At 61.7% G+C, this 20,824-nt stretch carries 16 protein-coding genes; 6 read left to right on the top strand and 10 right to left on the bottom strand.

Annotated elements, in window-relative coordinates; genetic code table 11:
* Positions 1–27 precede the first annotated feature (27 nt).
* Together MOQ67_RS23010 and MOQ67_RS23015 are read right to left on the bottom strand one after the other, a co-directional pair.
* On the bottom strand, positions 28–1,101 hold the full coding sequence (locus MOQ67_RS23010; protein WP_448675573.1) for an AI-2E family transporter: 1,074 nt from the start codon (positions 1,099–1,101) through the stop codon (positions 28–30).
* A gap of 43 nt (positions 1,102–1,144) precedes the next feature.
* Entirely contained in the window at positions 1,145–2,185 is a 1,041-nt protein-coding gene (locus MOQ67_RS23015; RefSeq protein WP_448675574.1) for a DUF2066 domain-containing protein, read from the bottom strand.
* A 356-nt stretch (positions 2,186–2,541) separates the two neighbouring features.
* Between MOQ67_RS23015 and purM the strand changes: the two genes are divergently transcribed.
* From purM to MOQ67_RS23035, 4 genes are all read left to right on the top strand, one after another.
* Complete coding sequence (purM, locus tag MOQ67_RS23020; RefSeq protein WP_247397040.1) at positions 2,542–3,600, top strand: phosphoribosylformylglycinamidine cyclo-ligase; 1,059 nt, start codon at positions 2,542–2,544, stop codon at positions 3,598–3,600.
* Entirely contained in the window at positions 3,600–4,250 is a 651-nt protein-coding gene (gene purN, locus MOQ67_RS23025; RefSeq protein WP_253397771.1) for a phosphoribosylglycinamide formyltransferase, read from the top strand. Before purM ends, purN begins: the two co-directional genes overlap by 1 nt.
* A gap of 8 nt (positions 4,251–4,258) precedes the next feature.
* Positions 4,259–4,972: a DUF3108 domain-containing protein gene (locus MOQ67_RS23030; RefSeq protein ID WP_253397773.1), complete on the top strand. Its 714-nt coding sequence runs from the start codon at positions 4,259–4,261 to the stop codon at positions 4,970–4,972.
* Positions 4,973–5,283: 311 nt separating this feature from the next.
* Positions 5,284–5,472 (top strand): hypothetical protein, encoded by a 189-nt coding sequence (locus MOQ67_RS23035; protein WP_247397035.1) that lies wholly within the window; start codon positions 5,284–5,286, stop codon positions 5,470–5,472.
* Positions 5,473–5,563: 91 nt separating this feature from the next.
* On the opposite strand, the gene MOQ67_RS23040 is transcribed toward MOQ67_RS23035, so the two are convergent.
* The 8 genes from MOQ67_RS23040 to MOQ67_RS23075 form a co-directional block, all read right to left on the bottom strand.
* Positions 5,564–6,109 (bottom strand): DUF2058 domain-containing protein, encoded by a 546-nt coding sequence (locus tag MOQ67_RS23040; RefSeq protein WP_247397034.1) that lies wholly within the window; start codon positions 6,107–6,109, stop codon positions 5,564–5,566.
* A 25-nt stretch (positions 6,110–6,134) separates the two neighbouring features.
* A complete protein-coding gene (mazG, locus tag MOQ67_RS23045; RefSeq protein ID WP_448675575.1) occupies positions 6,135–6,968 on the bottom strand; it encodes a nucleoside triphosphate pyrophosphohydrolase in 834 nt (277 codons plus the stop codon).
* 153 nt (positions 6,969–7,121) lie between these two features.
* Positions 7,122–9,365 (bottom strand): GTP diphosphokinase, encoded by a 2,244-nt coding sequence (gene relA, locus MOQ67_RS23050; RefSeq protein ID WP_253397777.1) that lies wholly within the window; start codon positions 9,363–9,365, stop codon positions 7,122–7,124.
* 134 nt (positions 9,366–9,499) lie between these two features.
* Positions 9,500–10,852, bottom strand: coding sequence for a 23S rRNA (uracil(1939)-C(5))-methyltransferase RlmD (gene rlmD, locus MOQ67_RS23055; RefSeq protein WP_253397779.1), 1,353 nt, complete (start codon positions 10,850–10,852; stop codon positions 9,500–9,502).
* On the bottom strand, positions 10,852–11,754 hold the full coding sequence (gene cysM / locus MOQ67_RS23060) for a cysteine synthase CysM (RefSeq protein WP_253397781.1): 903 nt from the start codon (positions 11,752–11,754) through the stop codon (positions 10,852–10,854). Before cysM ends, rlmD begins: the two co-directional genes overlap by 1 nt.
* A 107-nt stretch (positions 11,755–11,861) precedes the next feature.
* Positions 11,862–17,729: an NEL-type E3 ubiquitin ligase domain-containing protein gene (locus MOQ67_RS23065; RefSeq protein WP_448675576.1), complete on the bottom strand. Its 5,868-nt coding sequence runs from the start codon at positions 17,727–17,729 to the stop codon at positions 11,862–11,864.
* Positions 17,730–17,800: 71 nt separating this feature from the next.
* The gene (locus MOQ67_RS23070; protein ID WP_448675577.1) at positions 17,801–18,391 is read right to left on the bottom strand and encodes a tRNA-uridine aminocarboxypropyltransferase; all 591 of its coding nucleotides are present in this window, start codon (positions 18,389–18,391) and stop codon (positions 17,801–17,803) included.
* A gap of 6 nt (positions 18,392–18,397) precedes the next feature.
* Positions 18,398–19,291 carry a LysR family transcriptional regulator gene (locus MOQ67_RS23075; protein WP_253397787.1) on the bottom strand — a complete coding sequence of 298 codons (894 nt, stop codon included), beginning with the start codon at positions 19,289–19,291 and terminating at the stop codon, positions 18,398–18,400.
* Positions 19,292–19,440: 149 nt separating this feature from the next.
* Between MOQ67_RS23075 and speB the strand changes: the two genes are divergently transcribed.
* Together speB and MOQ67_RS23085 are read left to right on the top strand one after the other, a co-directional pair.
* The gene (gene speB, locus MOQ67_RS23080) at positions 19,441–20,391 is read left to right on the top strand and encodes an agmatinase (protein WP_253397789.1); all 951 of its coding nucleotides are present in this window, start codon (positions 19,441–19,443) and stop codon (positions 20,389–20,391) included.
* Positions 20,391–20,813 (top strand): YybH family protein, encoded by a 423-nt coding sequence (locus MOQ67_RS23085; protein ID WP_253397791.1) that lies wholly within the window; start codon positions 20,391–20,393, stop codon positions 20,811–20,813. Before speB ends, MOQ67_RS23085 begins: the two co-directional genes overlap by 1 nt.
* Positions 20,814–20,824: the final 11 nt, after the last annotated feature.

The raw sequence follows: 20,824 nt of genomic DNA on the forward strand, positions 1-20,824 counted from the left end.
GCCTGAGCCGGGTTTGTGACACCGCGATTACAAGTCGGGGTCTTCGACACCCGTATACACATCCGAATCCTTGTACAGATCGTGTACATGACGCACCAGCACCATGATCACCGCCGCCACCGGCAGCGCAAGCAGGATGCCGGTAAAGCCGAACAACTCACCGCCGGCCAGGATCGCAAAGATCACCGCGACCGGGTGCAGGCCGATGCGGTCGCCCACCAGCAGCGGGGTCAGCACCATGCCTTCGAGGGCCTGGCCGACCATAAACACCGCGACAATCCCAAGCATCGGGTACAGGTCACCGCCAAACTGGAACAGCCCGGCGACCAGCGCAGCACCGATGCCAATCACAAAGCCCATGTACGGCACGATGGCTGCCAGGCCGGCAATCAAGCCAATCAACAGGCCCAACTCCAGACCGATCGCCATCAAGCCGGCGGCATAGATAATCCCCAGGGCCAGCATCACCAGTAATTGGCCACGCACGAACGCCCCCAGCACCTCGTGACACTCCCCGGCCAGGGACACAATGCGCGCCTCACGGGCGCGCGGCAGCAGGCTGCGAATCTTGGCCATCATGATGTCCCAGTCCCGCAACAGGTAGAACGCCACCACCGGGATCAACACCAGGTTAGTCAGCCAGCCGATCAGCGCCAGGCTGGATGCCGTCGCCTGACTGAGAACCACGCCGATAATATCGCTGGTCTGGCCCATATGCTCGCTGATCGCGGCCTTGACCTTGTCGAACTTCCAGAAGCCATCCGCCAGCCCCAGCTTGGCCTGGGCCCACGGCATCGCCGTATGCTGCAGCCAGTCGAGCATTTGCGGCGCCAACTCATACAGACGGAACAATTGCTTGGCCAGCATCGGCACCAGCACCAGCACCAGCGCCGTGATGATGAGCGTAAACAGCGCAAACACCGTGACCACGCCCAAGGTCCGTGACAAGCCGGCTTTCTCCAGACGATCCACCACGGGATCGAACAGATAGGCGAGCAACAGCGCTATCAGGAACGGCGTCAGGATCGAATGCAGCAAGAACACAAAAATGCACAGCAGGGCGATCCCGCCAAGCCAAACCCAACGACGCGTATCCGCCATAAACCACTCCATCTTTTATCGGCTGCTATATAAAGCAGAACATTTACCAACGAAAACGCAGTTGCGCCTGCGGCTCAGGGGCGGCGACCGGCTGCGTGCCGTCCACTGGCGGTTGCGCAGCCAGTGCTTCACCCGCGGGAATCTCCTGCAACCTGGCCAGGCTCAGTTGAGTCCGCAACTGATCGGCGCTGCCATTGACGCGATACACAATACGATTGCCATCCACACGCTGCGGCTGGCCGCCAAACGGCTCGAGCAAGTGGCCCAGCGCCGCGTAGCGTTCCAGGGTCATGCCCTGCACTTCGAGCAATTGCTCGGTGCTCACGCCCGGCTTGACGGCAAAGCGGGGCGCCAGTTTTTGGCTGACGGCCAGCATCACGGCATCGGCCACGGCGGAGGTGTCGGCCCCTTGCGCGGTGCCCTGCTCGCTCTTGTCGCCCAGCCACAGGCGCCATTTGGCCTGCCATTGGCTGCCTTCCTGGCGCGCATGCACCGCGAGCATGGCATCGGCGCCGTAGCGTTCCGAGGCCGCACGCAACGGCGTGGCGTCCGCGCTTTCCAGATTCGGCGCAGTGGCGACCACCTGTTCATCCAGATCCCCCAACGGCAGGCGCAGCGGCAAGCCACGGTGTTGCGCCGCACGGCGCAGCGCCTGGGCGACGGCCTGGCCATCCCCTACCAGGTTGCTGCCGTCGGTGGAGTCGTTCAGCCACCAACCGAGGATCGACGGCCGATTGCTGCCCCAGATCGACAAGCCCGCCCCACGCAAAGCGCGATCGGTGCTGACCGGATCGAAATCCACTTGCAGACTTTCCGGTGGCCCGGCGTCGTAGCCGTATTGGCTGATGATTTGTTGCGGGTCCTTGCGCACCGCCGCCAGGCCAAGGCCATCGGCGGCCTTGGCGTCGCCAGTCAGGCGGAGCACCAGGGTTTGAACGGCGCGCTGGGTCGCCTGGTCGCGTTCTTGCGGGGACTGGCTGCTGACCGGTTCGAGTACTTGATAAAGACCATTGAGGGTTTCGGCATGACTCGCCAGGCTGACCAACGACAAGCAGCCTACAAAAAAGACATTACACAGACGCATGGAAGATTCCCGAACGACAAAATTAGCGACTGGAACAGACCGCGTGATCTCGGTTTGCCAAGGCTGTGACCCCAGCTACCGGTAAAACATTCACGGAGTCTCGGTAAGTTTTCCTACTGTCATAACGATAGCGGCTTCAAGGCTATACCTTAATACGCACCGAAGCAGACCCGATTAGCATTTTTTTAATCGGCTTTTTTAATCTATATGGCCCTGCCCGTCGGCCCGAGGATGGCCGCTGCCCCTCAAGCCTGATAAAATCGCGCGCCTTCGCAGACCGTCAGCGGCTGGGCCTTTTCACAAGCGCCCTTGCCCACTCGGTCGTTACCCCTGAATCCCCCCTAAAGGCCTGGATCATGAGCAAGCAACCCTCCCTGAGCTACAAGGACGCCGGTGTAGACATCGACGCCGGTGAAGCATTGGTCGAACGCATCAAGAGCGTCGCCAAGCGCACTGCGCGCCCCGAAGTCATGGGCGGCCTGGGCGGTTTTGGCGCCCTCTGCGAAATCCCGGCCGGCTACAAACAGCCGGTGCTGGTCTCCGGCACCGACGGCGTGGGCACCAAGCTGCGCCTGGCACTGAACCTGAACAAACACGACAGCATCGGCATCGACCTGGTCGCCATGTGCGTCAACGACCTGGTGGTGTGCGGCGCCGAGCCGTTGTTCTTCCTTGACTACTACGCCACCGGCAAGCTCAACGTCGAAACCGCCACCCAGGTGGTCACCGGTATCGGCGCCGGCTGTGAATTGTCGGGTTGCTCCCTGGTTGGCGGCGAAACCGCTGAAATGCCGGGCATGTACGAAGGCGAAGACTACGACCTGGCCGGTTTCTGCGTCGGCGTAGTCGAAAAAGCCGAGATCATCGACGGCTCCAAAGTCGCTGCCGGCGACGCCCTGCTTGCCCTGCCATCGTCCGGCCCGCACTCCAACGGTTACTCGCTGATCCGCAAGATCATCGAAGTGTCCGGCGCCGATATCGAAAACATCCAGCTCGACGGCAAGCCACTGACCGACCTGCTGATGGCCCCGACGCGCATCTACGTCAAGCCACTGCTCAAGCTGATCAAGGACACGGGCGCGGTCAAAGCCATGGCCCACATCACCGGCGGCGGCCTGCTGGACAACATCCCGCGCGTCCTGCCCAAAGGCGCCCAGGCGATTGTCGACGTGGCCAGTTGGCAGCGTCCTGCGGTATTCGACTGGCTGCAAGAGAAAGGCAACGTCAACGAAACCGAAATGCACCGCGTGCTGAACTGCGGCGTGGGCATGGTGATCTGCGTGGCGCAAGAGCACGTGGAAACTGCGTTGAACGTACTGCGCGAAGCCGGCGAGCAGCCTTGGGTCATCGGCCAGATCGCCGCCGCTGCTGAAGGCGCGGCTCAGGTTGAACTGAAGAACCTTAAGGCGCACTGATGCCTGCAACCTGTGATGTCGTGGTGCTGCTCTCCGGCACCGGCAGTAATTTGCAGGCCCTGATCGACAGCACGCGCACCGGCGACAGCCCGGCGCGCATCGCTGCGGTGATCTCCAACCGCAGCGACGCCTATGGCCTGCAACGCGCCAGGGACGCTGGCATTGCCACGCGCACCCTGGATCACAAGGCTTTCGAAGGTCGCGAGGCCTTCGACAGCGCCTTGATCGAACTGATCGATACCTTTAACCCCAAACTCGTGGTACTGGCCGGCTTCATGCGCATCCTCAGCGCGGATTTCGTGCGGCACTACGCAGGGCGGCTGCTGAATATCCACCCTTCCCTGCTGCCCAAGTACAAAGGCATGCACACCCATCAGCGCGCCCTCGACGCGGGCGACAGCGAGCATGGCTGCAGCGTGCATTTTGTGACGGAGGAACTCGATGGCGGGCCTCTGGTCGTACAGGCAGTGGTTCCGGTAGAGTCTGACGACTCGGCGCAGACGCTTGCGCAACGGGTTCATACCCAGGAACACAGGATTTACCCGCTGGCTGTTCGCTGGTTTGCCGAGGGACGGTTGATTCTTGGTAAACAGGGTGCATTATTGGACGGCCAGTTACTCGCGGCCAGCGGCCACTTGATTCGAACCTAGGAGTTTTTATGCGTCGCGCCTTGCTCTTCGCTTTTGCGCTGTTCGCCTTGCCTGCGGTGCAAGCAGCAGATTTACATCCTTTCTCCGCCAGCTATACCGCCGACTGGAAACAGTTGCCCATGAGCGGCTCGGCCGAACGCAGCCTGACCCACAATGGCGACGGCACCTGGACCTTGAATTTCAAGGCGTCCATGATGATCGCTAGCCTCACCGAAACCAGCGTGCTCCACTTCGACAAGGACGCCCTGCAACCGAAGAGCTACACCTTCGAACGCGGCGGCCTAGGCAAGGCGAAGAAGATCAACCTGGACTTCGACCAGACGGCCAAGAAAGTCACCGGCTTTGAAAACAAAGATCCGGTCAACGTTGCCCTGCAAAGCGGCATGCTCGACAAGTCGACCTACCAGTTGGCGCTGCAGCGCGATGTCGCGGCTGGCAAGAAGAGCATGAGCTACAACGTGGTTGAAGGCACCGACGTCGACACCTACGACTTCCGCGTGATCGGCCCGGAAAAGGTCCAGACCAAAGCCGGCTCCATCGACGCGATCAAGGTCGAGCGCGTGCGCGATCCGACTCAAAGCAAGCGCATCACCCAGATGTGGTTTGCCAAGGACTGGGGCGGCATCCTGGTTGCTCTGCGTCAGGTGGAAACCGACGGCAAGGAATACAACATCATGCTGCAAGACGGTACGGTTGACGGTCAGTCTGTCAAAGGTAGCTGATAGCGCCGATGAGTTAAAAAGAGCCTCGCGCAATGCGGGGCTTTTTTTCGCCTGGGATTTTTTAGGCAAGGCCACTATCGCCATCGCGAACAACGCCAATCCAATGCCAAAGCCTTACGCCAAGATGAAACTTTTGTCATAAAACTCAGCAGCCTGCGGCGCAATGTCGCGGCTTACGCGGCCTGCGGGATTGTTGCGAATACTGCAAAGAACTGTTGCAGGAAAAATCAGTTTACCTAGCAAGCTAACAAAACATATAACAAAAGCCTGCGACGACTTGCCGCAGATCAACCAGAGATTGGAGCAAGCAGATGACTGTAAAAGTAACTGAACGCGACGACGAACATATGTCCCACGAAGCATTGGGCCATGGGATTCACATCTGGGATGTACACCAACAAGACCTGCTGGTCGGCATGTTTCATAACGAGAGCGACGCTCATAATTATAAGAACGAGCTCGAAAGCCTTGAGATGAAACGCCAGGCACAAAGCGTCTGAATATTCGCAAGACTCAGGCGCCAGGCCTACGCAGCTTGGTTGCCTGAAAACAAAAACCCGCCTTTGAGCGGGTTTTGTTGGCTCTACAGCCTCACCACATCAGATCATCCGGGATCTGGTAGGCGGCGTATGGATCATCCTCATCCGGCACCTGGCTTTCCGTCAGGATATTGAGCTGGACGATACGCTCCGGCGCACGCTCCTGGATCTTCAGCGCCGCTTCGCGCGGGATCACCTCGTAACTGCCAGCGTGATGCACGATCGCCAGGGAGCCGTTGCTCAGCTTGTTACGCATCAGCGTATTGACCGACAGGCGCTTGACCTTCTTGTCATCCACGAAGTTGTAGTAGTCCTCGGTGGTCAGCTTGGGCAGGCGCGAGGTCTCGATCAGTTGCTTGACCTGGGCTGTGCGGGCCTTGGCCTCGGCTTTTTCCTGCTGCTGGCGGTTCAGCTCCTGGTCGCGCTTGACCTTCTCGGCCATCGCTTCCTGGGCCAGGCGTGCCTGGGTGTCATCGGCCTCGGCCTGGCCCTTGTGGACCAGACGTTGCTGTTTCTGTTTGTCTTTGCCGACCTGCTTGGCCTGCTTTTGGTTGACCAGACCTGCTTTGAGCAACTGGTCGCGAAGGGAAAGGCTCATGGTGCTTACTCACTTAGGCAACTGCTCAACCGCAGTTGGACACATTCTTTTCCTGGCGTTTGGCTTCGCCCCACAGGGCGTCCAACTCTTCGAGGGTGCAATCTTCCATGGATTGGCGCGTATCGCGCAATGCCTGTTCGATAAATCGGAAACGTCGCTCGAACTTGGCATTGGCACCGCGCAAGGCAGTTTCCGGGTCGACCTTGAGATGCCGGGCCAAGTTGACCGCGGCAAACAGCAGGTCACCGACTTCATCGGCGATGGCCACGGCATCGTTATCGGCCATGGCTTCGAGCACTTCATCCAGCTCTTCGCGGACGTTATCCACCACCGGCAAAGCAGCGGGCCAGTCGAAACCGACCTGGCTGGCGCGCTTTTGCAATTTGGCGGCACGGGACAGGGACGGTAAAGCGGTGGGCACATCGTCAAGTAGGGAAAGCTGCTCGGGGGCATCGGACTTTTCCGCACGCTCCTCGGCCTTGATCTGCTCCCAGCGCGCCTTGACCTGCTCCTCGCTCAGTTGCGGGACATCCAGCGGCGCGTACAGATCGCCGGTGGGGAATACATGGGGATGACGTCGAATCAGCTTGCGGGTGATGCTGTCGATCACTCCCGCGAACTCGAAGCGCCCTTCTTCGCGCGCCAGTTGGCTGTAATACACCACTTGAAACAGCAGGTCGCCCAGCTCGCCTTGCAGGTGATCGAAGTCGCCGCGCTCGATGGCGTCGGCGACTTCGTAGGCCTCTTCCAGGGTGTGCGGGACGATGCTCGCGTAGGTTTGCTTGATGTCCCACGGGCACCCGTACTTCGGGTCGCGCAGGCGGCTCATCAGGTGCAGCAGGTCTTCAAGTGAATACATCGATCTCTATCCGATCAGTTCAGAACGCCGCCGATCTAATGTGGGAGGGGGCTTGCCCCCGATTGCGGTGGGTCAACCAAGAATCTGGTACCTGACACTCCGCTTTCGGGGCCAAGCCGCCTCCCACCTTTCAGACTGTGTTTATCCAGATGTTCATGGCGTGCGGTTGCGCCGGGTTTCGATGATGTTCGGCAACTGGGAAATCCGCCCCAGCAACCGCCCCAACGCGTCCAGCCCCGGAATCTCGATGGTCAGGGACATCAACGCGGTGTTGTCCTCCTTGTTCGAGCGGGTATTGACGGCCAGCACGTTGATCCGCTCATTGAGCAGCACTTGCGACACGTCACGCAGCAGGCCGGAACGGTCGTAGGCACGGATGATGATGTCCACCGGATAGGTGAGCACCGGCACCGGCCCCCAACTGACCTGGATGATCCGCTCCGGCTCGCGCCCGCCCAACTGCAGCACCGAGGCGCAGTCCTGGCGGTGAATGCTCACGCCACGGCCCTGGGTGATGTAGCCGACGATGGCGTCGCCCGGCAGCGGCTGGCAGCAACCGGCAATTTGCGTCATCAGGTTGCCGACGCCCTGGATCTGGATATCGCCACGCTTGCCAGGCTTGTAGCCGGTGGCTTTGCGCGGGATCAGCTCCAGTTGTTCGTTGCCCCGCTCCGGCTCCACCAGTTGCTGGGCCAGGTTGACCAGTTGCGCCAGACGCAGGTCGCCGGCACCGAGGGCGGCGAACATGTCTTCGGCGATCTTCATGTTGGCCTTTTCGGCCAACTTGTCGAAATCCACCTGGGGCAGGCCCAGGCGCGCCAGTTCGCGTTCGAGCAGGGTTTTGCCGGCGGCGACGTTCTGATCACGCGCCTGCAGCTTGAACCAGTGGACGATCTTCGCCCGCGCCCGCGACGTGGTGATGTAACCCAGGTTCGGGTTCAGCCAGTCGCGGCTCGGCGTGCCGTGCTTGCTGGTGATGATCTCGACCTGTTCGCCGGTCTGCAGGCTGTAGTTGAGCGGCACGATGCGCCCGTTGATCTTGGCGCCCCGGCAGTTGTGGCCGATTTCGGTGTGGACGCGGTAGGCAAAGTCCAGCGGTGTGGCGCCCTTGGGCAAGTCGATAGCGTGGCCGTCGGGGGTGAAGATGTAGACCCGGTCCGGTTCGATATCCACCCGCAGTTGTTCGGCCAGGCCGCCGATGTCGCCGAGTTCTTCGTGCCATTCCAGCACTTGGCGCAGCCAGGAGATTTTCTCTTCGTACTGGTTGGACCCGGCCTTGACGTCGGTGCCCTTGTAGCGCCAGTGCGCACACACCCCCAACTCCGCCTCTTCGTGCATCGCGTGGGTGCGGATCTGCACTTCCAACACCTTGCCCTCGGGGCCGATCACCGCAGTGTGCAGCGAGCGATAGCCGTTTTCCTTGGGGTTGGCGATGTAGTCGTCGAATTCCTTGGGGATGTGCCGCCACAGGGTGTGGACGATACCCAGCGCGGTGTAGCAGTCGCGCACTTCCGGCACCAGCACCCGCACGGCGCGCACGTCGTAGATCTGGCTGAACGCCAGGCCTTTGCGCTGCATTTTGCGCCAGATCGAATAGATGTGCTTGGCGCGGCCGCTGATGTCGGCATCGACGCCGGTGGCCTGCAGCTCGGCACGCAACTGGCCCATCACGTCGGTGATGAAACGCTCACGGTCGAGCCGGCGCTCATGCAGCAGCGTGGCAATCTGTTTGTATTGGTCGGGTTCGAGGTAGCGGAAGGACAAGTCCTCCAGCTCCCACTTGATATGGCCGATACCCAGGCGGTGCGCCAGGGGTGCGTAGATGTCGAAGACTTCGCGGGCGACGCGGTTGCGCTTTTCGTCGTCGGCGGTCTTCACCGCACGGATCGCGCAGGTGCGTTCGGCCAGTTTGATCAAGGCGACGCGCACGTCGTCGACCATCGCCACCAGCATCTTGCGCAGGTTTTCCACCTGGCCCTGGGTGCCCAGTACCATGGACTGGCGCGGGCTGAGGCTGGCGCTGATGGCGGCCATGCGCAGCACGCCGTCGATCAGCTTGGCCACCAGCGTGCCAAAACGCTGGCTGACCAGCGGCAAGGCAATATGCCCTTCCCGCACGCCGCGATAGAGCACGGCGGCGATCAGTGAATCCTGGTCCAGCTTGAGATCCGCGAGGATCTCAGCGATTTCCAACCCGGTACGAAAGCTTGAAGTGCCCTCCGCCCACAGGTTCTTGGCCGCATTGTCTTGCTGTTCAGACTCACGAGCGAACTCGCAGGCTGCTTTCAAGGCTTCACGGTCCAGTGCCGGGTCGACACTGACGGCATGATCCAGCCATGCCTCGAGATTGATACTACCGTCGGTGTTGATCGGCTGGTGTGCTCTCACCTGTACCATCTTGCTTACCTTCCCTACGACGCACCTTCGATGCGCCAAAAATCATCGCTGACCTGCTTTATCACTAAAGCTCACACACTCCCAGGCAGATCACGGCCCAGGAGAATGCAGGCCAGTCGGATTAAACGGGCATCCTAGCCCGCTTCAAATAACGCCATCGCCTCGACATGCGCAGTTTGCGGAAACATGTCGAGAATCCCGGCACGTTTTAGCCGGTAGCCCTGCTTGACCAGCTCAACCGTGTCCCGCGCCAGCGTTGCCGGGTTGCAGGACACGTACACCAGGCGCTTGGCTCCCAGAGTGGCGAGCTTGCGCACAACCTCCAGGGCACCATCGCGGGGTGGGTCCAAGAGTACCGCAGAAAAGCCCTGTTTGGCCCATTCCGCGTCAGTCAACGACTGGGTTAAATCGGCCTGAAAAAACTGCACATTATGCAAATTATTGCTGATGGCATTGAGCCCCGCGCGCTCGACCATGGTCTGTACACCTTCCACCGCCACCACTTCACGCACCTGGCGAGCGAGTGGCAGCGCAAAGTTGCCCAGGCCGCAAAACAGGTCCAGCACCCGCTCATCGGCTTGCGGCGCCAGCCATTCGAGGGCCTGGGCGACCATCGCCGCGTTGACCCCGGCGTTGACCTGGACAAAATCGCCCGGCCGATAAGCCAGTTCCAGATCCCACTGTTCCAACCGATAACCGAGGGCCTGGTCAGGCGCGACCGGTTCGGGCTGGCCCTCGCCATGCAGCCACAACTGGGCCTCATGGAAGGCGCAAAATTCGTTGAGGATCTGCAGGTCGGCGTCCGACAACGGCGCCATATGCCGCAACAACACGGCGATGGACGACCCGCTGAACAGCTCCACATGCCCCAATGCCTGCGGTTTGCTCAAGCGCCGCAGCATGCCGGGCAAGCGCTGCATGATCGGTTGCAAGGCCTGTACCAGCACCGGGCAATCGTCGATGGCGACAATGTCCTGACTGGCCACGGCGCGGAAACCGACTTCCAGTTTCTTGGCCTTGGCATCCCAGCGCACGGCCACACGGGCGCGACGCCGATAGCCAAACTCCGGCCCGCTCAACGGCGCGGCCCACGCTTGCGGTTCGACCCCCGCCACACGCGACAACTGCTCGGCGAGCATGCGCTGTTTCAGGGCAAGTTGTTCAGCATGGGGCAGATGCTGCACGCTGCAACCGCCGCAACGGCCGAAGTGCGCGCACGGTGCCGGGCGGCGCAGCTCGCTGGCCTTGAACACCCGCTCGGTGCGCGCCTCGACCACTTTGCCGTGGGCGCCCAACACCCGTGCTTCCACCTCTTCGCCGGCCAGCGCACCGTTGACGAACCAGGTGCGGCCTTCGAAGAACACGATGCCTCGACCGTCATTGGCCAGGCGCTCGATGGTCAGGCGTTGCTTCTTGCCCACCGGAATCTGTGGGGTACGGCTGCCGCCCGTCGGCTGGAAGCGCAGGCCTCTCTCGTGCTTGGCCATCAGTTGGGTTCGTCGAAAATGCCGGTCGACAAGTAACGGTCGCCACGGTCACAGATGATCGCGACGATCACTGCGTTTTCCACTTCCTTGGACAATCGCAACATGCCGGCCACGGCGCCGCCGGAGGACACGCCGCAGAAGATGCCTTCTTCACGGGCCAGGCGGCGCGTGGTGTCTTCGGCTTCACGCTGGGCCATGTCGATGATGCGATCCACACGCGTGGCGTTGTAGATCTTCGGCAAATACTCTTCAGGCCAGCGGCGAATCCCGGGGATCGACGCGCCTTCCATTGGTTGCAGGCCGACGATCTGGATCGCCGGGTTCTGCTCCTTGAGGTAGCGCGAGTTGCCCATGATGGTGCCGGTGGTGCCCATGGAGCTGACGAAATGGGTAATCGTGCCCTGGGTCTGGCGCCAGATTTCCGGGCCGGTGGTGGTGTAGTGCGCCTCGGGGTTGTCGCCGTTGGCGAACTGATCCAGCACCTGGCCACGGCCTTCGGCGGCCATGCGCTCGGCGAGGTCGCGGGCGCCTTCCATGCCTTCTTCCTGGGTGACCAGGACCAATTCGGCACCGTAGGCGGTCATCGCGGCCTTGCGCTCGGCACTGCCATTGTCGGGCATGATCAGCACCATCTTGTAACCCTTGATCGCCGCAGCCATGGCCAGGGCGATCCCGGTGTTGCCGGAGGTGGCTTCGATCAGGGTGTCGCCGGGCTTGATCTGCCCGCGCAGCTCGGCGCGGGTGATCATCGACAGCGCCGGACGGTCCTTCACGGAACCGGCCGGGTTGTTCCCTTCGAGCTTGAGCAACAGGGTATTGCTGGTTTCACCCGCCATGCGTTGCAAGCGGACCAGGGGCGTGTTGCCGACGCAATCGGCGATTGTAGGGTACTGCAAGGTCATGGCGTATTCGCAATCCAGACTGCGGGGGCGAACATCATACCGGGAAAGCCTGGCGCGCCATATCACGCAAAGTGCGGTGCTTATGGCTTAAAGGCATAAGCACGCAATCAGCCGGTCACGAAGCGGGTCCATTCCTCGCGTGTCAGTTGCTCAATCAATTGCTCCTCGTCGCGTGTCCTCATGACTTGAATCTGACGCACCCGCCGCAGATACGCGCCTTCGCTCATCTCCCCGCTTTCGACGCCCTCCTGCGCACGCTCCATTTCTCGATCGTAACGCCCAAGTTGCGCGTCGAACCGCGCGTGGTATTTACGCATGAGAAATTGCCTCCAGTAGTCCTCTTGCGCGAATAAAGCCGGCCAGTCGACATCCGCCTCGGCGGCCACGATGAAGCCGTGCGTCGTGGCGATGAAGTCTGCGTTGGGGCCTGGCATTGTCCTGGCCAAACGCTCGTCGAATCCCAGGGGTAAATCCAGGCTGTACGCCAACGCGATGCGGCAGGCAAGAATAATGCTGCTCTGCGCCTCCGGCTCTGGAGTGACGTGGGAACGCTCCACAATCACATCAATGATCCGGAACCGGTGCATCGCTCGAAAATAGTTCAGGAGTGGCGCGGCATCCCCGTCCGCGTCGCGGGCGAGCAGTTCGATCGGTAGGAACTTAAGCTCCAGCGCGTTGAGTGATAACAGCCAGCCATCCACCCCGCGATTGAGCTCGAAGCGGTGCTGAAACAGGATCACGGCCAGTTGCTCGTTATGGATCGCACTCTCGATCAACTGCCACACACGGTACGTCAGATCGTTCCGTAGCGCCCGAAAGCCGGGAGCGACGAGCGGAGGATAGGCAGCGATACGTTCCAGCAGCGCAAAAAAATCTTCCGCCATCTGGCGTTTCTGCAGTTGTTTCCAGAGTTCTTTATAGCGGGGAACCTCATCGAAAGGCAGCACCACCAACCATCTGTCGGAGCCCGTGGGGGCCGCTGTGGGCTGGGTGTCCAGGCCAAAATCGATATCCGATTGGCCTGGGACCTCACGGTAGCGGCGTATCACTTGCAAGGAGCCCTGTGAAAGCGGGTTACCTTGCAAATTCATCGCGCGATAGACGTTCGGAAAAATAAACAAATCGAGGCTGGTCAAGACCGATATTCGATTGTCACGCAAATCAAAGCGCTCCAGCGATCGCAAGCTGGTGGCGCCAAGGGGCAAGCTTTCAATTTGCGTATTGCGCAGGTTAAGCACACGCAACTTCTTCAACTGATGCAGCTTCAAGCGTTGCCCCTGCCGCAATGGGTTTACCGATAAATCCAGCTTGACCAGGCTGGTCATGTCCGCGAGCCGCTCCACGTCCCCCAGTCGAAACCTGAGCTGATTGTTCGAGAGGTTGAGCAGCGATAAATAGCCCAGCTGTGTCAACCCGACGGGAAAGCGCTGCAGATGATTGCCATTGAAAAAAGCCCAGCGCACTTGCGGGAAACACCTGAGGAAACTCGCGGGAACGGCCTGCAGCCGATTATTTTTCAGGCTCAACACTTCGACATGGCCGAAATAGGCGCCCAGCGTCGGCAAGTCACTCAATGCCAAGTCATCCAGGACGAGTTCATACGGTATCCCGCGAATGGAGTCTTCTTTAGCCCAGCAACGCCGAATGCGCGCAGCCGCCTCACGTTGTGCGGACAAGTGCTCGGGCTTCCCCAGCAGGCACCATCGGTCAAGGTTGTCATTCAAGACGGCGCGCTCTTTGAACATGAAGTTGATCGAGGCTTCCCGCTCCTGAACGGAATCACTCAGGTTATTGAGCAGCTCGAAGGCCTGCTCATCGGTTTTCGTTGGAAACAACTGCCGCAGCCGGGCGACCTGTTCACGGTCCACCGGTCCCCAATGCTCACCGCCGCTCAGCGGGTAACCCACGCGCCCATCCGCCAGGCGCTGCGGCGGGATGTACCAGGGGCGTCGCTGTGGGTCGAACCGGCTGAGCGTGTGTTGCGAACGCTGTTCGATCTCCTGGCGCAGCGCATCGTGGGTGTAGTGCAGGGCGTCACGTTCAATCGACGGTAATGCGTCCAGCAGCACAGCCAGGAACGCCCCAGGACGCCCCGTCGGTTGCCGCTCACCGTTCGCGAGAAGAATGTAGGCCTGATAATCCACGTCGACCGGTTCCAGTATCCGTCTGAGCGCAGCGTCGACCGGGCCGATCCTATCGATCAGGCGACCGCGCTCCCACACCTCGACCCGCAGGTGGCTCGGCCATCCGTCGATGTCCGGCAATGTTTGCAGGATCAGTCTTGAGGTCTCTTCACTTGCTGCAGCCGGCAGATACAATCCCTGCAGCGCCCTGATCTTGCGCGCCGCACTCACCCGCCAACGCACGGCCGACATCAGGCTCAAGGGGATGCGGCCGGCCTGCAGGCTGAGGCGCTCCTGCGCGGTGATGTCGCGCACCAGTTCTTCGGCCAGTGCCGCCGTCAAACTAGGAAAATCGCGCTGCAGCACCTGCGCCAACGGATCGCTCGATGGCGCCTGTTTTGGGCTCAGCGCCTTGAAAAACAGGCGCTCCATGTGGGGCCGGTCGCGCGCCACCTTGGCCTCGATCAGCGCGACTTGCTCGACACGGCTGCCCCCCGCCTGCCCCACCAACGCCTCGGCGCTTTCGTTGCCGACCTCACCGAGCACCCTGTCGAAAAAGTCCCGCCCCGCGTCCACGCCGCTGCTGACCCGTTGATGAAGCGTGAACCGCTCAAGGGTTTCCAGCACGGCCACCGGCGGGCGTTCATTGCCTGTATGTATCCGGCGCAGGATGTCCGCTGTCACCCCGCTGATCCGCTGAATCTGCTCGATGGCATCCGCCGGCAACGCGCGGGCAAACGGGCCAAGACGCTGGAACGCCTTGTGCCCGTCCCACGTCAGCGGGTTTTCCCATTCATGCCGCCAGGCGCCGGCGCCGTTGTGGCTCAACAACGGGGAATACGCATCGTTCAGGGACGGGTGTACGATGCGCCATGGCTGCTCCGCCACCTTGAAATAGGCATCGTCCAGCCGCAGGTAGCGCTCCGTCCCCTGACGGTAAAGGCCAAGGGCATCGGGCTCTGCGGCGATATGGGCCGTATCGACGTGACTGACGTAGTGCGCGATGTCGCGCCGGTCGGGATAAAACGAGCCGTCCGGCGCACGATGGCGCAACAGGGCGCGAGCGACCTGATTGCGAAAATCGGCGACGCGGTGCTGCGCATCCAACCCGAGTCGACGCTGCTCATCGTCGGACAACTGACGCATGATCGCCAGATAGAAAGCGTTGGCGCCGCTCAGCATGGCGCCGGTGCGCGACTCACGGTGGTAATACGGTGAAAATCGTCCTTGGTCCTGATCAATGATCACCACGCTGCGGTCTTGCGCCCCCTGCGAAACATAGGGCACCGCTCGCGTGGCCGGGCTGACGAGCAACGCCTGGGCGCTGCCGTCGCGCAGCACGCTGTGGGCGAAATGCGCGGCCCAGTCCTGGGTTTGCCGGGCATACCGGCGCGGATGAAACAGACCATCGACGATGGCTTCGCGGCGCGCCACCTGGCGCGCGGCGCGCAATGCGTCGTAAAGTGCCTCGGGTTGCAGTTGCGACTGCAGCAATTGGGTCTGCTGATGCGCCGATAACGGGTGTTCGCGCAACACCTCCAGCAGCCGCGCCAGGCTCAATTCGGGGTGCAAGGTCCGTAGTTGGGCAATCACCGCCGGTACGGGCTGATCGAGGTTGACACGGTCGGGCAACAAGCTGAGCACCGACGCACTCGCGCCCGCTGCGTCAGTACGCCGGGTCTGGGCAAACCGCGTGAGCGCGTCAAACAGGTCGATCCTCAAGGCCCTGGCTTTAGTCGCCAATTGCTGGCACAGCACCTGCACGCCCCCTGAAACAAGCGTCGGCAACAACGCCACGATAGCCTGTGCCGGATGGGCGGTGAAGCGGCGCGGCGTGGCATAGGCGAACGCATGGTTTTCCAGCGCGGTCAGCGTGACCACCGCGGTTGTCGCGCGCGTTGCCTGTTTGCTGTAGCGACGCACCTCCAGGCCCTGATGGTTTTCAATGCTCAAGCAGGTCTCCACCGGCCAACCCTGCAGTTGGGTGAGCAGCGGCGCCATGACGTCCAGCGCGTCGATCGGCGCGGGGCGTTCGGGGTCGGCCGTGGCCACCCAATCGATCAGCCGGTCGGCGCGCAACCGATGCACCGCGTCGACCAGGGACGCCGACGCGGGCGCGCCCTCCCATACCTGGCTCAAGGTCTGCGCCGAGGTAGCGCTCGTTTCGAGGACAACCTCAATGTCCCGTAGCGGTACGTCCTGACTGCCGAGCATTCTTTCGAGCACCTGCGGGCTCGTCAGCTGCCGATGCTCTGGCCCTGCACCGTGCTGCCGGGACAAGCGTTGATACAAGTGCTGATGGCGACGCTGCACGCTGCGCGCCAAACGAGTATGCAATCGGCCACTGATCAGCAAATCGGCAAGGTCGGCAAACCCCTGGACCAACTCGACCGGCTCACCCAGCAGCGCCCGCTGCCCACCTTCGACCAGCGCTTGCTCCATCGCCACGAACATCGCAAAGGCCCTTACCCGCCCCAACCCTTTCAACGCCCCCGGCACCGGGATCAACAGCACATCGAGAATTTCACTGATGAGGGTCTGGAACAGCTCAAGCATCGTGGACATAAACCCGGGCGTCTGGTGGGCCAGTTCTTGCAGATTGGCGCGACTGCGCTTGAGATAGAAATCGTTCAAGCTCACCGGCGGGACCTTTTGCACGGCGTTGCGCACATAGCCGACCTTGTCGACGATATCGACTTTCGGAATCGCTCGGGCCAGCCAGTCGACCAGCTTTTCCAAGCCCTCAAGGTCGCGACGCGGCTGCGCGGTCTGGGCGATTTGCTTGAGCCGCGCACAGTCACTCAGACACATGATCTGGTACAGCCAACCGGTCTGCCCCTCGCGGTAGGCCGAATGAAACTGCGCATGAAACACCTCGCAGGCTTCCCGATGGCTGTCGTGATGACGCAGGGACCCGCCGGGGCGATTCGGGATAAAACTGAAGGCCCCCTTGCAACCGCTGACGGAAAACACGATGTGGGGAATGCTCAAGCTGTCGCCGGGAGGCTTGCCGACGTACTGCCCGACAAAGCCGATCGATTGTGGCAGCCAACTGACGTTGTCCGTCCCATGGGGCACGAACAACAGCATTTCCTCTACGTGCTCCCAGCGCGCCTCTCCCGCCAACGCACGTTTCACCTGCTGGTATTTGTCCCGGTCGACGCGGCTGGCTTTGGTGTCTCTCAAGGCGTCGATGAGGGCAAACGCAAACTCGGCATTGGCTAACCGCATGATGCCGCTGCCCAGCGAAGCGTTGGCCTGCAACGCCTGGTCGAGATGGTCGCGCAGTTGCCCGCCGAGATCGAGCCGGCGCACCAGCGCAATGAAATCGCTGGCGGTCGCATTGACGCCCTGGTCGAGGTAACTGGCATCGGCCAGGCCGGTGCGGCCGGGGTAGCTCCAACCGGTCAGGCCGTCATAGTTCATACAGGCGGCGTCCCATAGGGTCACGTGCGAGACCAGGATCTCATCGCCTTTAAATTCGCGCCGGACTCGACCGGACGGCTTGAGGTAACGGGTATGGATCTTCGCTACCGTAGGGTCGATGTCCTGGCCGGTCAGGGCTTTCAATTCACTGCGCAACGACGCCATGGCGTGTTCTTCGAACGCAACGGTGAATTGTCGAATGTCGCGCTCCAGGGTGTGCTGAGCATCGATCCAGGCCCTTTGCAGGCTCACGTACTCGCGTTGTTCTGCGAGGTTTAGCACGCCCAGAAGGCCGTCGAACTCGGTTCTCAAGGCATCCAGGGCTTGCAAGGCCGACCACTCCGGGCCAGCCATCAAGGGCGCGCGCTGCTGCGCGATAAAATCGGTCAGTTCGTTCTGCGGCGCGGGGTTAATCGGCTCGCCCATGGTGTCGCTCCTGAAAAGCTCAGCCTAGCGCCTCGCCGTCAGCCTCTCAGGTAGCTATGTAGCGCCATGGATCAGCTGTGGTTCTTGTCGAAAACCGCCGGCCCCATCGCCGCGATCTGGCCCTCGATCAACGCATCGAAGGGGTTGAGCAACGGCTCGAACGATGTCGGCGCCTCCAACACCTGCAACGCCTGCACAATCGCCTCTACCGTCGACAACGCACCGGGGCCCGGCGCCTTGCGCAGCCGGTAGCGCGAGACGGCGCCCGCGGCCAGCGTCACCCTGGGCAGCGCCGCCAGCAGCGGGTTGAGGTGCAACAGCTTGCGCGCCTTGCGCCAGGTGCCGTCGGGGACCACCAACAACAACGGCTCGTCACCCGGCCCATACGCCTGCAGCGGTTGGGCATCGTCAGCGGGAAACAACAGGCGCGCCTGATAACCAGGCGGGTTCAACAAGCTCGGCAGATCATCGAATACCTCGCCCACCACCAACTGCGCATTCTTCAAGCCCAACGCCGCCAGCCGCGCGGTATTGAGCGCATGGTTGACCTCGCTCGGGTGCTGCAGCAGTAACACGCGGGTGCGGCTGTCGAGGCTGGGGATCAGCGCGCACAGGCAATGGCTGGCGGGCCGCAGGCAACGGGAGCATTGGGGTCTGGACATGGTTTTTCAGGCCTGGTTGAGCTGGGTTTTGAGCAAGTCGCGAAAGGTCTGGATCAGCGGTTCACGGCTACGGCCACGGCGCATGATCATCGAGAACGGCGCCTGGTAGCCGAAGGTCGCCGGCAGCAGCACCCGCAGGTCGCCCTTGTCGGCCCACGCCTGGGCGTAGTGCTCGGGCAGGTAGCCGATGTAGGCGCCGGACAACACCAGGATCAGTTGCGCCTCCATACTTTCCACGGTGGCGGCGCTGTGCTTGAAGCCATGGCGTGCCAGCTCCGCCTGGCTCCAGTAGCCGCGTCCGACCATGCGTTGTTGGGTGATCACCTGTTCAGGGATGCGCCGCTCATTGAACAGCGGGTGCCGGGTGCTGCAATACAACCAGTGTTGTTCACGGTACAGCGGCATGTAGATCAGCCCGCTCATGCGGTTGGAAAACGCGCCGATGGCCAGGTCCAGGCGGTTGTCCTGCACGCCCAGTTGCAGTTCGTAAGGGCTCAGCACCGACAAATGCAGGTGCACCGCCGGGTGTTCCAGGCTGTAGGCGCCGATCACCTCGGCGAACGGCAGGGCCTTGTCGCTGACGGTGGAATCGAGCACGCCGAGCTTGAGCGTGCCACGCAGTTCGCCTTTGAGCGCGGCGGCGTATTGCTCGAAGCCTTCGAGCTCGCCCAGTAGCCGCAGGGTTTCCTGATGGAACAGCTCGCCCTTGCTGGTCAGGCTGAACCCGCCCCGGCCGCGATGGCACAGCACCAGGCCCAACGCCGATTCGAGCTGGCTCATATAGGTGCTGATCGCCGAGGTCGAGAGGTTGAGTTCGTGCTGCGCATTGGCGAACCCCTGGTGGCGCACGATGCTGACGAAGATGCGCAGGAGTTTCAGGTCGGGCAAGGCGTTGGCCATGGTCGGCTCCGGGGAGGTGATCGCAGCAGTCTACCTGCCGGCATTAGTTTAGAAAAATCTGAACTAAGTATTTACCCCTAGCGATTCTTCCTACCCCGGGCTTTTCGCAGAATCGGCCACTAATAAACACAACACGATGAGGCAATCCCGTGGACAAGATTTTCCACCAACCACTGGGCGGCAACGAAATGCCGCGCTTCGCCGGCATCGCCACCATGATGCGTCTTCCCCATTTGCAATCGGCCAAGGGCCTGGACGCGGCCTTTATCGGCGTGCCGCTGGACATCGGCACCTCGCTGCGCGCCGGCACCCGCTTCGGCCCGCGGGAAATCCGCGCCGAATCGGTGATGATCCGCCCGTACAACATGGCCACCGGTGCCGCACCGTTCGACTCGCTGTCGGTGGCCGACATCGGCGACGTGGCGATCAACACCTTCAACCTGCTCGACGCCGTGCGCATCATTGAAGAAGCCTACGACGAGATCCTCGAGCACAACGTGATCCCCATGACCCTGGGCGGCGACCACACCATCACCCTGCCGATCCTGCGGGCGATCCACAAAAAGCACGGCAAGGTCGGGCTGGTACACATCGATGCCCATGCCGACGTCAACGACCATATGTTCGGCGAGAAAATCGCCCATGGCACCACCTTCCGCCGTGCGGTGGAAGAAGGCTTGCTCGATTGCGACCGCGTGGTACAGATCGGCCTGCGCGCCCAGGGCTATACCGCCGAAGACTTCAACTGGAGCCGCAAGCAGGGCTTTCGCGTGGTGCAGGCCGAAGAATGCTGGCACCACTCCCTCGCGCCGTTGATGGCCGAAGTACGCGAAAAAGTCGGGGGTGGCCCGGTGTACCTGAGTTTTGATATCGACGGTATCGACCCCGCCTGGGCGCCCGGCACCGGCACCCCGGAAATCGGCGGGCTGACCACCATCCAGGCGATCGAAATCATCCGTGGCTGCCAGGGCCTCGACCTGATTGGTTGCGACCTGGTAGAAGTTTCGCCGCCTTACGACACCACCGGCAACACCTCGCTGCTGGGCGCCAACCTGCTGTACGAAATGCTTTGCGTACTGCCCGGTGTGGTGCACCGCTGATGAGCACCCATGAGGTGTTGAAAGCGGCGGCCGACCTAGTGTCGGCCTTCGCACGCAACGACCGCGAGGCTTACTTCGGCGCATTCAGCGCCGACGCCAGCTTCGTGTTCTACACCCTGCCCCAGCCGCTGCTCAGTCGCGATGCCTACCAGGCGTTGTGGGACAGCTGGCGCCGGGACGAGGGGTTCGAGGTGCTGTCCTGCATCTCGAGCAACGCCGTTGTCAGCCTGCAGGGTGATGTGGCGATTTTTATGCATGACGTGGCCACCGAGCTGCGCATGAACGGGGAGCAATTCAATAGCCAGGAACGCGAGACCATTGTCTTCACACGACAAGGGTTGGACGTACAACAAAAACAAGGCCTGTGGCTGGCCTGTCACGAACATTTGTCCGCTATGCCGGAAGGGCTGCCGCCCCCTTAGCCAATGTGATC

The organism is Pseudomonas sp. LY-1, from assembly GCF_053502595.1.